The organism is Vibrio sp. PNB23_22_6 (assembly GCF_052877535.1).
In genome coordinates this window covers 20104-33154 of record NZ_JBNFXP010000006.1, presented here as the reverse complement: position 1 = coordinate 33154, position 13051 = coordinate 20104, and the positions used below count along the sequence as shown (strand labels likewise).

Genomic DNA, 13051 nt, shown 5'->3' with positions numbered 1-13051 from the left:
TTTTCTTCACAAAGCATGGTGGATATTGGCACTCATCATCGCGTTCACTAACTGGGAACACATTAGCCACTCACTAAGTAACATCATTCGCAATAGCCTTCTGTCACCACAAACACAGCCCCAGACACCAGCCAAAGCCACTGAGGAATAGTCCATGTAAGACGTTATGATTCCGTACATTTTGATCATGTTGATTTTGGCGCTAGACTGAGTGAGCGGAACAAAGCATACACAAAAGGAAGATAATCATGATTAAACAAGGCCAAACACTGCCTGCTGCAACTCTTAGTGAACTGACGACGGATGGCATGGTGAACCATCAAGTGAGCGAACTTTTTGCCAACAAAAAGGTTGTCCTGTTTGCGGTACCGGGCGCATTCACGCCAACGTGTTCTGAAGCCCATTTACCTGGGTATGTCGTCTTGGCAGACCAGCTAAAAGCCAAAGGCGTCGACCTAATTGCTTGCGTTTCTGTCAACGATGCCTTTGTGATGCAAGCTTGGGGAGAAGCACAAAACGCAAATGAAATAATGATGTTGGGCGACGGGGATGCGAGCTTTACTAAAGCACTTGGCTTAGAGATGGATACCGGAGGTTTTGGTGGCATACGTTCACAGCGTTACGCCATGCTCATCGACAACGGCGTCGTCACGAATTTAAACGTCGAAGCACCACAAACGTTTGAAGTGAGCAATGCAGAAACCATCCTCGCATTACTATAAATCAATAACTTAATTCAATCGGAAGCTTTTCAGCTTCCGTTTTTTGTTTCTGAGTTAACGCATTCTCACTACGCTGGTCTCTTGCTTACTTTGTAATTCAGCAAAACTGAGTACAAATGGGGCCGACTGCTTTACGCGACTTGGTAACGATGACAACGCATCGTATGCGTCTTGCTTGGTTCTGAAGTCACCAACGGTCACCGTGTACCAACGAGTGCCTCGGCTGTTTTTCCAGTTCACCCAAACTGGATGCTTCGGATCGATGTAGCGAATGTACTCTTTCACATCTTTCTCTTGCTTTAACGCCAGTACTTGCATGGTGTAGTGGCTCGGGTTTAGGTAGCCGTAAGCATCTTGCGATGACATCACCCCTACGCACTGTCCGCTGTCAGCCTGCTGTTGAGGCAAGGTACACCCTACAAGCGTAAAAGCTAATGTCAAAGATAGAATCTTATACACGTGTCACTCCGTTATTATTCTGAATGTATCTCTTTATGAGTTCTCAAAATAAAAAGGCGACCGTTTTGGCCGCCTGACTAAATTTGTCGAGTGATTAGAACCAACTTAGTACCAAGCGTTTAACCCAGTCCACCAAGCGTTTAAAGATACCGCCCTCTTCTACTGGCTCAAGTGCCACAAGTTCGGTCTCTTTCACAACATCATCGCCCACTTTGTACACCACTTTACCAACCACTTGGTCTTTTTGAATGGGCGCGATTAAGTCACTGTTGTACTCCAGTTCGGCTTCTAGCTTGTTCACGTCACCTTTTGGCAAAGTGAGATAAACATCGCGTTCAACGCCGACTTTCAGCTCGTCTTGATCCCCCATCCATACACGAGCCGAGGCCATTTTTTTACCCGCTTTGGTTGGCACGACTGTATCGAAGAAACGGAAACCGTAACTCAACAGCTGTTTGCTCTCTGATTCACGAACACTGGGGCTCTTTGCGCCCATAACAACAGCAACTAATCGCATGTCACCATTCGTCGCTGAGGTAGCTAAGCTGTAACCTGCACCGCTGGTGTAACCTGTCTTCATGCCATCGACATTCATACTGCGATCGCGTAACAATCCGTTGCGGTTGTATTGCGTGATTCCGTTATAAGTAAACGACGTTTCACTGTACATTGGATAAATATCGGGCAAGTCACGAATGATTGCACGGCCTAACGTCGCAATATCACGAGGGGTTGAATACAGACCATCACTGTCTAAGCCGTGCGGATTGGTAAACGCCGAGTTCGACAAACCAAGTTGGTTCGCCCAGCTATTCATTAAGCCGACAAAACCCACCTCGCTGCCTGCAACGTGCTCGGCAATCGCCACACTGGCATCGTTACCCGATTGCACCACCAACCCACGATAAAGTTCAGATAGAGAGACAGACGTCCCCACTTCAATGAACATTTTCGAAGAATCAGGGAAGTTCTTCGCCCATGCATTGCGGCTGATCACCACTTCATCATCCAGACTGATGCTGCCAGATTTCATCTCTTGGCCTGCGACATAAGCTGTCATCAACTTGGTCAAGCTTGCAGGGTTGAGACGCTTATCCGCATCACGTTCTACCAACACCGTACCGGTGTGATAATCCATTAATACATAGCCACGTGAGCTTAACTCTGGCGCATTTGGTACCACGGTCGGAGCAGCAAAAAGAGGAGTGGAGATGGTCGTCAGGGCTGTGACTAACGACGCATTAAATACTAAATTTTTTTTCATAGCAGCATTCTTTGGCTTACAAACTAAGACGAGTATATTGAAACGCTGTTCAGTTACAGCAGCTCTGTTACGATTGGTTACGTTTACTCGATCTTTGTCGAAAAGAATGCGAAGTTGATTGAAAATTACTTATAAAAAAATCCTTCGCTCAGAAACTGCAACAACAAAAGAGTTTGAACATCAATATACGATTACACGTCGGTAACCTCATCGTTCACGGTGCCCCCTCCAAGAACCAAACCAAAAAAAATTACACATCAAACGATTACCATTGCGCACTCACACATAAAATACCGCACAAAACGCTCATTATTTGCATATCGTTACATAAAACATTATCATTCCGTCACATTTTTAATTAGAACTCAAAACAAACGGAGGGCGGTTTTAGTGTTTTTCTTGCACAAGAAAGACACATTAAAAAGCGTACATGTTGTATTTATGGATAATGCACTCAAAAAATATAGTATCGAAACTACCGATTATCAGGTTGGCCAAGACAACGTACAAAAGTGGGGGTTTGATATCCACAACCCAGTCTTTGGGATTAGCGCAGGCCTTGTGATCCTTTGCCTTATTTCTCTTCTTATTGTTGATCCCGCCACTGCTCGTGAAGCCTTGAACGGCTTGAAAAACGGCATCATCGCAGACTTTGATCTGTTCTTTATATGGTCAACAAACTTCTTCATCTTATTCGCTATCGCCATTCTATTTTCTCCGCTTGGTAAAATCAGAATTGGAGGTAAAGAGGCGCGCGCTGAACATTCAACCATTTCTTGGCTTTCGATGCTGTTTGCAGCAGGTATGGGAATTGGTCTCCTTTTCTGGAGCGTTGCAGAGCCAACCGCGTACTTTACCAACTGGTTCGGCACCCCACTCAACGCCGAGGCGTACAGTGATGAAGCAAAATCACTCGCGATGGGCGCGACCATGTTCCATTGGGGCATCCACGGCTGGGCCATTTACGCCATTGTTGCACTTTCTCTTGCCTTCTTCGCATATAATAAGGGACTACCACTGTCATTACGCTCAGCGTTTTATCCTTTATTTGGTGATAGAGCTTGGGGATGGTTAGGTCACATCATTGATATTTTGGCAGTACTGTCGACATTATTTGGTCTCGCCACGTCACTCGGCTTAGGCGCGCAACAAGCGACTAGCGGTATTAATCACGTATTTGGTTTAGAGGGTGGCATTGGTATGCAAATCATTGTCATCGCTTTTGTCACCTTTATTGCCGTGCTATCGGTCATTCGTGGTATCGACGGTGGTGTTAAGCTACTGAGTAACATCAATATGATTGTGGCTTTTGCCCTACTGGCATTCGTTATTTTCATTAGTTTCGACGTTGCCGTGGCTTCTATTTGGGATAGCACAGTGGCTTATGCTCAAAATATTGTTGCGCTAAGTAACCCACATGGTCGAGAAGATACGGACTGGATGCATGGCTGGACCGTTTTCTACTGGGCATGGTGGGTATCGTGGTCGCCATTCGTTGGCATGTTCATTGCGCGAGTATCTAAGGGGCGTACCGTCCGTGAGTTTATTTTCGCCGTTATCGTTATCCCTACCGTCGTGACGCTGGTTTGGATGTCCGTATTCGGTGGTATTGCACTAGACCAAGTAGTGAACAAGGTCGGTGAATTAGGTGCACATGGCCTAACTGATATTTCCCTGACTCTATTCCATGTTTATGATGCCCTGCCTTACAGCTCGATCATCTCTGTATTGTCCATTGTTCTCATTTTGGTGTTCTTTATCACCTCTTCAGACTCTGGTTCTCTGGTCATTGATAGCATTACGGCTGGCGGTAAGATTGATGCTCCTGTACCACAACGTATCTTCTGGGCTTGTATCGAGGGGTCGATCGCAGCGGTGATGCTTTGGATTGGTGGTAAAGAAGCGCTGCAAGCGTTGCAATCAGGCGTGGTCGCAACGGGATTGCCGTTTACGCTAGTACTATTGGTGATGTGTGTGAGCCTCATTAAGGGCTTAAGGTCAGAGCTGCCAGCTTATCAAGATACAGCCGCAAAACACGCAGTGGCTCGCTAACTACTAAAAAATCTAAACGAGCGCCGTTCGAGCGCTCGTTTTGTTATCTAGCCTAACGCATTAACTAGTCGGGCTTTTTTGCAAGTACGGTGTCGATGTCCGCAGCGCTGTGACGTTCCGCTGCTTGTTCCCACTCCTCTCCCCATGTTCGGTTTACAATATGGCCACGCTTAACGGCTTCACGTTCATCAATCGCTTTCGCCCAACGCACGACATTCTTATAGCTCACGACGTCCAAAAACTCTGCTGAATCGTACAAACGCCCTAGCACCAAATTTCCGTACCAAGGCCAAGTTGCGATGTCTGCAATACTGTACTTGTCACCACCTAGAAATTCATTGCCCGCAAGGCGCTTATCCAGTACGTCTAGCTGACGTTTTGCTTCCATCGTAAAGCGGTTAATTGGGTACTCGAATTTCTCTGGTGCGTACGCGTAGAAATGACCAAAACCACCGCCAAGGTATGGCGCAGAACCTTGTAACCAAAATAACCAGTTCATTACTTCAGCACGCTGTGCGCCTTCTTTTGGTAGGAAGTGACCAAACTTCTCCGCTAGGTAGAACAAGATATTGCCAGACTCAAACACGTTTACTGGCTCATCACCCGAGCGGTCAACCAGCGCTGGGATCTTCGAGTTCGGGTTGACGGACACAAAGCCAGAACCAAACTGGTCGCCATCGCCAATCTTGATCAAGTATGCGTCGTATTCTGCTTCTGTTACGCCTGCCGCCAAAAGCTCCTCAAACATGATCGTTACTTTCTGACCGTTTGGTGTGCCCATTGAGTAAAGCTGGAACGGGTGCTCACCAACTGGGAGCGCTTGTTCATGCCTTGCACCTGAATCTGGACGGTTGATGCTCGCCCACTGGCCGCCGTTTTCGTTATCGTTTGTCCAAACTTTTGGTGGAATGTATTCGTTAGTCATTGTTATCCCTTATTGTGTTTGAATGCATCTTCCAACTGACATCCTAATCGCGCCAGTAAGCATAATCAGATGTCCCCATCGCCACATGCGATAAAGCCTACTCAAGATATTAGGTCGAATTCGCCAATTAAAAGTCCTGCAATCTCTTTTAGTTAGAACCTTTGGTTATGGGAATTTCTTTCAGGATATATACCCGAGTGACTTCAAGACGCAGGATTCAGAGCGTTAACATGAGCTAGGTTCTTGATACCAATAGTGATGAACAAATCAAGTTCAGCGGCCCATCCATCATCTCGGTTTTAATCAAACTTGCATCATGACAACAACTGATCGACAGTGCAAAGCCGTGCAGGTAATCCGCCAATAGATCCAAACTGTCTTTCTCCACTTGCCGAGATAAACCCAAAGGCTCAACAATCCATTGATAACGCTCAGCGAACACTTGCGCCGGACCATGGGATGTCATACTCAATATGGTTTGCAACAGCCCGTTGTACTCACGCAACAGGTTAATATAACTAACACACAGGCTTTTAAGGCCGCTTTGCCAATCTTCACTCGCTTGGGGCCGATAAATGGCTTCCACCAGCGATGTGGTGAGCGCTTCAAGCAACGCATTCTTATTTTTGAAATAGTGATAGATCGCCATAGGATCCACATTCAATTGCATTGCCAACGAGCGGATGCTTGGCACCTTTCCATCCCTTTTCATCAATAACTTAGCCGACTCTAAAATACTTTCTGCGCTTAACAGTGACTGCTTTGCGGTCGGTCTTCCGCGCTTCTTTTCGTTGACAGACATTTGATCTTCCCGATAAACTCGCCAATATTCTACTTTGTAGAATTAATTTTAAACTAACCTTTAGCTTGGCTCAAGCACAACCCATTAGATGAGGTACTCATGGCAAACATCGTATTTATTGCGACCAGTCTGGACGGTTACATCGCAGATAAACAAGGTAAACTCGACTGGCTATATTCCGTACCAAATCCAGACCACGTCGATACCGGATTTTTCGCTTTGATGGAACGTATTGATGGCTTAGTCATGGGGCGCAATACCTTAGATGTGGTACTGAGTTTTGATTGCGACTGGCCTTACCGCAAACCTGTCTTCGTACTCAGTAACACCATGACAACAGTGCCACAGGGCTACGAAGACAAAGTCTTTTTAGTAAAGGGCGAGCTAAAAGACGTGCTTGCTGATTTGAATGCAAAAGGCTTTAAAGAATTATACATCGACGGAGGTGTGACGATTCAGAACTTCCTAAAAGAAGATCTTATCGATGAAATAGTGATAACCCGCTTCCCTATCCTACTTGGCGGCGGCGCTCCCTTGTTCGGCAAACTGGAGCAACCATTGAACTTTAAAGTCACCAAGAGCGAAATCGTGTTAGATACGTTGGTGCAAACGACTTACGTGCGTAAAAGGTAGGCTAATTACCACAGGAAAACGCCCATCAAAGTGAAGGGCGTCTATTAATTGAGCTATATTTCACTATTTAAAGCACTAAACCGCCATCAATCTTGAGCACTTGACCCGTGATGTAGGCACTCTTATCGGAAGCTAGGAAAGATACGCCATTAGCAATATCCTGAACCGACCCCATTCGCCCTAATGGGGTTTTCCCTTCCATCATTTGAATGACTTTCTCCGGTAAACTTCTTGTCATATCGGTAGAGATAAAACCGGGAGCGACACAGTTCACGCGTATTTGCGCCCCTTTTCTGGCGAGTTCTTTCGCCCAACCTTTGCTCATGGCGATCACACCGCCTTTACTCGCACCGTAATTACTCTGCCCAATGTTACCGTCAGTACCAACGATAGATGCTATATTGACCACACTTCCGCTCCCTTGCTCTAACATGACAGGCGCAACGCACTGAGTCAGCAAAAACACGGCTTTTAGGTTCACATCGATAACGCTATCCCAGTCTTGCTCTAGCATGTCTGGTAGCAACGCATCACGCGTGATTCCAGCATTATTGACCAAAACATCAATAGATTGATGTTGACTAATAATACTACCCACGACTTCATTCACTGCCTTTGCATCACACAGGTTTACTTGATAATGAGATAGTTGTTCAGAGTCGCTCCAGTCTATCGGAGAAATATCTAGCCCAACGACATGGAAACCGTCCTCAATAAGTTGTTCACAAATTGCCTGACCGATACCACGAGCCGCACCAGTAACGACTGCTACTTTTTCTTGTTTCATTTGGCCTTCCTTAAGTGTACAGATTAAAAAATTGCTTTATTCAACGCATGGCAAGTTGGCGATTTTCCATACGTAGTTTGATATTCTTATAATGCAACAATAGGAATATTCTGGAAGGCAGTAGAGAACTAATCAAGGTCGATAAATGTCAATTTGGTATTATCAGACCTATGTTACTGTTCTTCCTAGTCAAACTTGGGTAAGAAATTTCAACAGAAAAACTTAAACGTTAGTCAAGTGACAACGGTCCTCCAAAGCCTCTCAACATTACTGGAGCCTGATCATGCTAAATATGGATTTTTCTCAGCGCATCGTTATCAATACAGGGAATGAAGAGTGGGTAAGTAGTCCAGCCTCTGGAGTCTGGCGAAAGCCGCTAGAGAGGGAGTCAAAAGAATCCGGCCATACTACTAGCATAGTGAAATACGAAGCGAACTCCGCTTTCACCACGCATTTTCATCCGCTCGGCGAAGAGATCCTGGTTCTTGAGGGTGTCTTTTCAGATGAAAAGGGGGACTACCCTGCTGGCACCTACCTTCGCAATCCGCCCGGAAGCCACCACGCTCCGTTTAGTAAAGAAGGTTGCGTTATTCTGGTCAAGCTGAATCAGTTTGCTCCCAGCGACCTTAAAACCGTGCGCATCAACACCACAGCTGCAGAATGGCTGCCTGGCATAGGGAATCTAAAAGTGCTGCCTTTACACAACGTTGAGCATGAGCATGTTGCGTTAGTCAAATGGCCCAAAGGAGAGCGTTTTCAACCTCATCGACACTTTGGTGGAGAAGAAATATTGGTACTTTCCGGGGCGTTCAAGGATGAATTTGGCACCTATCCAAAACACACTTGGCTTCGTAGCCCACATATGAGTGAACACTTTCCATTTGTCGAACAGGAAACCGTCATTTGGGTAAAAACGGGACATCTTCCGATAGATTAAAAATAGAGATGTAGAGAGAAATACAACGGAGTGAAGAGATATAAAGAAGAGGGGCAAGCGGCTCGATGGCCGAGCCGCTATCTGTAATATCAAGGGCTCTGCTATGCACTCATGATTTTAGAATGCAGCCAATCTTTAAGTTCCGCTCTGTTGTGTTTAAGCGTATTCATTTCATTGTCATCAATAGGATTTCCGCGTAATTCTAGTTCCCTTATCTCCTTATCTAGCGCATTGTAGTTTTTTGCCGTTTCAGCAAATGAGGCGTCACTTGCTACTAATTGATTGATGGTATCTAAGTGCTCTGGGAATTCATGAGTTAATGAGTGATTTTCGCCTAACATAAAGACCTCTTTCGCTTGAGTTATTTCGATGTAATGATTGCTCAAATCTTAAGCAACTATGAGATAACTTTAGCACCTGTTCCGCAGTTAAATCGTCGAATTGCCCACAAAAAAGTAACAAACTGATTTTTCACGTTTTGCAAAGTGATTTTAATCGTCTTCGTCAATAAACTAAGTGACCCGTTTCTAACGTCATCTTCGCCAGTTATCTTTTTATCGATTCCCCCGTTATACCCAGATTGACGCGAACCTATAATTCAGACAGTTGCCTGATACGAATTTGACCATCTGTGAAGGAATGACTAGCTTGTAAGCAATGGTGGTAAAAGTATCGTGGAGGTCTTGTGAGCCGTTTTCTCTTAAACCAGACCTTGATGGAAGAAGACGATATTTCTCCTAATCTGACGGTATTGAACTATCTCCGCGAGCATGCACGAAAAACCGGTACGAAAGAAGGATGCGGTTCAGGCGATTGCGGAGCCTGCACGGTGGTGTTAGGTGAAATCATTGACGGACAACTCGAGTACCGAAGTGTGAATTCATGTTTAACCTTTGTTTCTGCGCTACATGGCAAACAATTAATCACAGTAGAAGACTTAAAAAGCGCAAAGAGACTCCACCCAGTTCAGCAAGCAATGGTCGATTTTCACGGCAGCCAATGTGGCTTCTGCACGCCAGGCTTTATTATGTCGATGTTTGCGCTGATTAAAAACACCCCGCACGCCAACAAAGAAGAAATCGCCCTAGCGCTAACCGGTAATCTTTGTCGCTGCACTGGCTATCGCCCAATCATTGACGCCGCCCTGTCGCTGAGCCAGCAAACGCCTATTCGTGACGCTTTTCTCAAGTACGAAAAAGAGACCATCGATAAATTGAACGCCATCGAAAAGCCGCAACTTGAGCATCATGTCGATGGAAAGATCGCCTTTTCACCGACAAGTTGTGATGAACTCGCCCAAGTTCTCATCGCTCACCCGAACGCAAAACTGTTTGCAGGCGGAACCGATTTGGCATTGGAGGTCACGCAGGCACACCACCGTATCGAAAAGCTCATTTATCTTGGTCACGTCGAGGATATGAAAACCATCAATCAAACCGAGACCCATATCGAAATTGGTGCAAATGTACCCTTTACCGACATTCATCGCTCTCTAGCGCCGCACTATCCCGACTTTGGCGCGTTGCTTCAACGTTTTGCTTCTCTGCAAATCCGAAACCAAGGAACCATGGGTGGCAACATCGCTAACGCCTCCCCGGTCGGAGATACTGCGCCATTGTTGATCGCACTTGGAACCACACTGATTTTAAGACGAGGTGATTACGTGCGTGAAATCGCGCTAGAAGATTTCTTTAACGATTACAGAGTCACAGAGCTCCAACCCTCGGAGTTTATTCAGACGATTCAAGTGCCTAAACCGCAAAAAGACCAAACCTTTAAAGCGTACAAAGTGTCCAAACGTTTTGATGATGATATCTCCGCCGTGTGTGGCGGATTCCTGCTGACCCTAAATAACGACACGATTACTGATGCGCGTATTGCGTTCGGTGGTATGGCGGCCATTCCTGCTCGAGCTAAGCAATGTGAACAAGCCTTAATCGGGAAGCCACTCTCACAAGCCACGGTACATGCTGCCATGACGGCGTTAGAACAGGATTTTTCTCCCATTTCTGATTTCAGAGCAACCAAGGAGTACCGCACAGAGCTCGCCAAGAACCTGCTATACCGGATGTACATCGAGTTGAGCTACGCCAAAAACAACCAAGCCATTTATACGAGGGTCATTCACTATGTCCCGTAAGACGCCCTCATCCAAAGCGACATTGGCCACCGGTGTCGGTAAGCCAGTCAAACATGACAGTGCAGAGAAACAGGTGTCCGGAGAAGCACTCTATGTTGACGATCGCGCCGAGTATCCCAATCAACTCCACGTTTATGCCCTTATTAGCCCACACGCGCATGCGGCCATCACGAAACTGGATGTGTCTCCTTGCTACAAGGTGCCAGGCGTGCAAGCGGTCATCACTGCGCATGATGTTCCAGGCAAACTCGATATCGGTACGATCCTCCCTGGCGATCCATTACTCGCCGACAGAAAGGTGGTTTACATTGGTCAGCCCGTGATTGCGGTTGCCGCCAACAGCCTCGACAATGCTCGAAAAGGAGCCAATGCCGCCATTGTCGAATACGCGCCGCTTCCCGCCTTGCTAGATGCCAAGCAGTCGCTAGCGGAAGGACTGTTTGTTGCCGATAGCCACACCCAGAAACGGGGCGACGCCACAGGAGCGATTGCCTTCGCACCACATGTACTGGAAGGCTCATTATGCATAGGTGGGCAGGAACATTTCTATTTGGAAACACAGGTTTCCAGCGCAATCCCTACCGAAGATGGGGGCGTCATCGTCTATTCTTCATCGCAAAATCCGACGGAAATACAAAAACTCGTGGCTTCGGTATTGGACATTCCCATGCACAAAGTGAAAACCGAAGTACGCCGGATCGGAGGCGGGTTCGGTGGTAAGGAAACACAGGCCGCATTTCCCGCCTGTATCGCCGCAATAATGGCTACGCAAACCGGGCAGCCCGTGAAATTTCGCCTGCCACGTCGAGAGGACATGATGATCACGGGCAAGCGTCATCCCTTCTTCAATCAATATAAAGTGGGGTTTGATGATAACGGCGTGATTCAAGGGATCGAACTGGCACTCTGCGCCAATGCCGGACACTCACCGGATCTTTCCCGCGCGATTGTCGATCGTGCCATGTTCCATGCAGATAATGCTTATTACCTTGGCAACGCCACGGTGACCGGACACTGCTTGAAAACCAATATGGCATCCAACACGGCATTCCGGGGGTTCGGTGGCCCGCAGGGCATGGTCACCATTGAACATGTGATGGATAGCATCGCCTATCAACTGGGTAAAGACCCGTTGGACGTACGCAAAGCCAATTATTACGCAGGGGAAGGTCGCAACGAAACTCACTACTACCAAAAAGTGACCGATAACTTCCTCCATGAGATGACGGCTGATCTAGAAGCGTCGTGTGACTATCAGGCGAGGCGTAAAGCCATCACCGAGTTCAACGCCTCCAGTCCGATATTAAAAAAAGGCATCGCCTTAACGCCAGTGAAGTTTGGTATTTCCTTTACGGCGAGTTTCCTTAACCAAGCCGGTGCGCTTATTATTGTCTACACCGATGGCAGCATTTGCCTTAATCACGGTGCGACGGAAATGGGTCAAGGAGTGAACACCAAAGTCGCGCAAGTCGTCGCAGAAACGTTCAACGTTGACATCAACACCATTCAAATCACAGCAACCAATACTGAGAAAGTCCCAAACACCTCTGCAACGGCGGCGTCATCAGGGGCAGACCTCAATGGCAAAGCGGCGCAGCAGGCCGCGATGACGATCAAAGCACGCATGGCCAACTTTGCCGCTTCCCACTTCAACGTCGCGACGGAGGAGGTCGTGTTCAACAACGGCAGCATTTTACTCGGCACCAAACAGTCCATAACGTTTGCCAAGCTGTGTGAGCTTTGTTGGCTCAACCAAGTTTCACTCGCAGCGACGGGCTTCTATCGTACGCCGAAGGTCTATTATGACTACGAGAAAGCGCGCGGTCGCCCTTTCTATTACTACGCTTACGGCGTTTCCTGCTCCGAAGTCATTATCGATACCCTCACCGGCGAATACAAAGTACTGCGCACAGAGATACTTCACGATGTCGGTGCATCTTTAAATCCAGCGATTGATATTGGTCAGATTGAAGGTGGGTTCATTCAAGGAATGGGCTGGCTAACCACAGAAGAGTTAGTTTGGGATGATAAGGGGCAACTGGTGACAGCTGGCCCAGTGAGCTACAAGATCCCGACCGTCACCGATACCCCAACGATCTTCAACACTCGCTTAGTCGAGAACCGAGCCAACCGAGAACAAACCATCTTCCACTCGAAAGCGGTGGGGGAGCCGCCGTTCATGTTGGCGATATCGGTATGGTGTGCCATCCGTAATGCGATTGCCCACATGGCAAATAATGGAAAAGCCCCCACTCTTCCAATACCAGCCACACCAGAACACGTTTACAACGCCATCAAACAAGCACGCCAAAAGTAATCGGTACCGCAGA

The 13051-nt window shown here is 47.1% G+C and carries 12 protein-coding genes; 6 read left to right on the top strand and 6 right to left on the bottom strand.

Annotation, left to right across the window (positions count from 1 at the left end; translation table 11 throughout):
* Positions 1–248 precede the first annotated feature (248 nt).
* Entirely contained in the window at positions 249–722 is a 474-nt protein-coding gene (locus ACVA54_RS06835) for a peroxiredoxin (protein ID WP_099080413.1), read from the top strand.
* A 54-nt stretch (positions 723–776) separates the two neighbouring features.
* Here the strand turns inward: ACVA54_RS06835 and ACVA54_RS06830 are convergent, their stop codons facing one another.
* Entirely contained in the window at positions 777–1181 is a 405-nt protein-coding gene (locus ACVA54_RS06830; protein ID WP_099080414.1) for an SPOR domain-containing protein, read from the bottom strand.
* 94 nt (positions 1182–1275) lie between these two features.
* The gene (locus tag ACVA54_RS06825) at positions 1276–2445 is read right to left on the bottom strand and encodes a serine hydrolase (protein WP_446596408.1); all 1170 of its coding nucleotides are present in this window, start codon (positions 2443–2445) and stop codon (positions 1276–1278) included.
* A gap of 441 nt (positions 2446–2886) precedes the next feature.
* Between ACVA54_RS06825 and ACVA54_RS06820 the strand changes: the two genes are divergently transcribed.
* The gene (locus ACVA54_RS06820; RefSeq protein WP_446649483.1) at positions 2887–4497 is read left to right on the top strand and encodes a BCCT family transporter; all 1611 of its coding nucleotides are present in this window, start codon (positions 2887–2889) and stop codon (positions 4495–4497) included.
* 64 nt (positions 4498–4561) lie between these two features.
* Here ACVA54_RS06820 and yghU read toward each other — a convergent pair whose 3' ends face one another.
* Positions 4562–5422, bottom strand: a complete 861-nt coding sequence (yghU, locus tag ACVA54_RS06815; RefSeq protein WP_099080416.1) for a glutathione-dependent disulfide-bond oxidoreductase — start codon at positions 5420–5422, stop codon at positions 4562–4564.
* Between the two features lie 235 nt (positions 5423–5657).
* Positions 5658–6224 (bottom strand): TetR/AcrR family transcriptional regulator, encoded by a 567-nt coding sequence (locus ACVA54_RS06810; RefSeq protein WP_099080417.1) that lies wholly within the window; start codon positions 6222–6224, stop codon positions 5658–5660.
* A 99-nt stretch (positions 6225–6323) separates the two neighbouring features.
* Between ACVA54_RS06810 and ACVA54_RS06805 the strand changes: the two genes are divergently transcribed.
* Entirely contained in the window at positions 6324–6857 is a 534-nt protein-coding gene (locus ACVA54_RS06805; protein ID WP_099080418.1) for a dihydrofolate reductase family protein, read from the top strand.
* 67 nt (positions 6858–6924) lie between these two features.
* Here ACVA54_RS06805 and ACVA54_RS06800 read toward each other — a convergent pair whose 3' ends face one another.
* A complete protein-coding gene (locus ACVA54_RS06800) occupies positions 6925–7644 on the bottom strand; it encodes a beta-ketoacyl-ACP reductase (protein WP_099080419.1) in 720 nt (239 codons plus the stop codon).
* A 283-nt stretch (positions 7645–7927) separates the two neighbouring features.
* Here ACVA54_RS06800 and ACVA54_RS06795 point away from each other — a divergent pair, with 283 nt between their 5' ends.
* Positions 7928–8581, top strand: coding sequence for a cupin domain-containing protein (locus ACVA54_RS06795; protein ID WP_446579368.1), 654 nt, complete (start codon positions 7928–7930; stop codon positions 8579–8581).
* Between the two features lie 101 nt (positions 8582–8682).
* Here the strand turns inward: ACVA54_RS06795 and ACVA54_RS06790 are convergent, their stop codons facing one another.
* Positions 8683–8922 carry a YdcH family protein gene (locus tag ACVA54_RS06790; RefSeq protein WP_099080421.1) on the bottom strand — a complete coding sequence of 80 codons (240 nt, stop codon included), beginning with the start codon at positions 8920–8922 and terminating at the stop codon, positions 8683–8685.
* 344 nt (positions 8923–9266) lie between these two features.
* Between ACVA54_RS06790 and xdhA the strand changes: the two genes are divergently transcribed.
* A complete protein-coding gene (xdhA, locus tag ACVA54_RS06785) occupies positions 9267–10721 on the top strand; it encodes a xanthine dehydrogenase small subunit (protein ID WP_446649482.1) in 1455 nt (484 codons plus the stop codon).
* A complete protein-coding gene (gene xdhB, locus ACVA54_RS06780; protein WP_446579366.1) occupies positions 10711–13038 on the top strand; it encodes a xanthine dehydrogenase molybdopterin binding subunit in 2328 nt (775 codons plus the stop codon). Before xdhA ends, xdhB begins: the two co-directional genes overlap by 11 nt.
* Positions 13039–13051 lie beyond the last annotated feature (13 nt).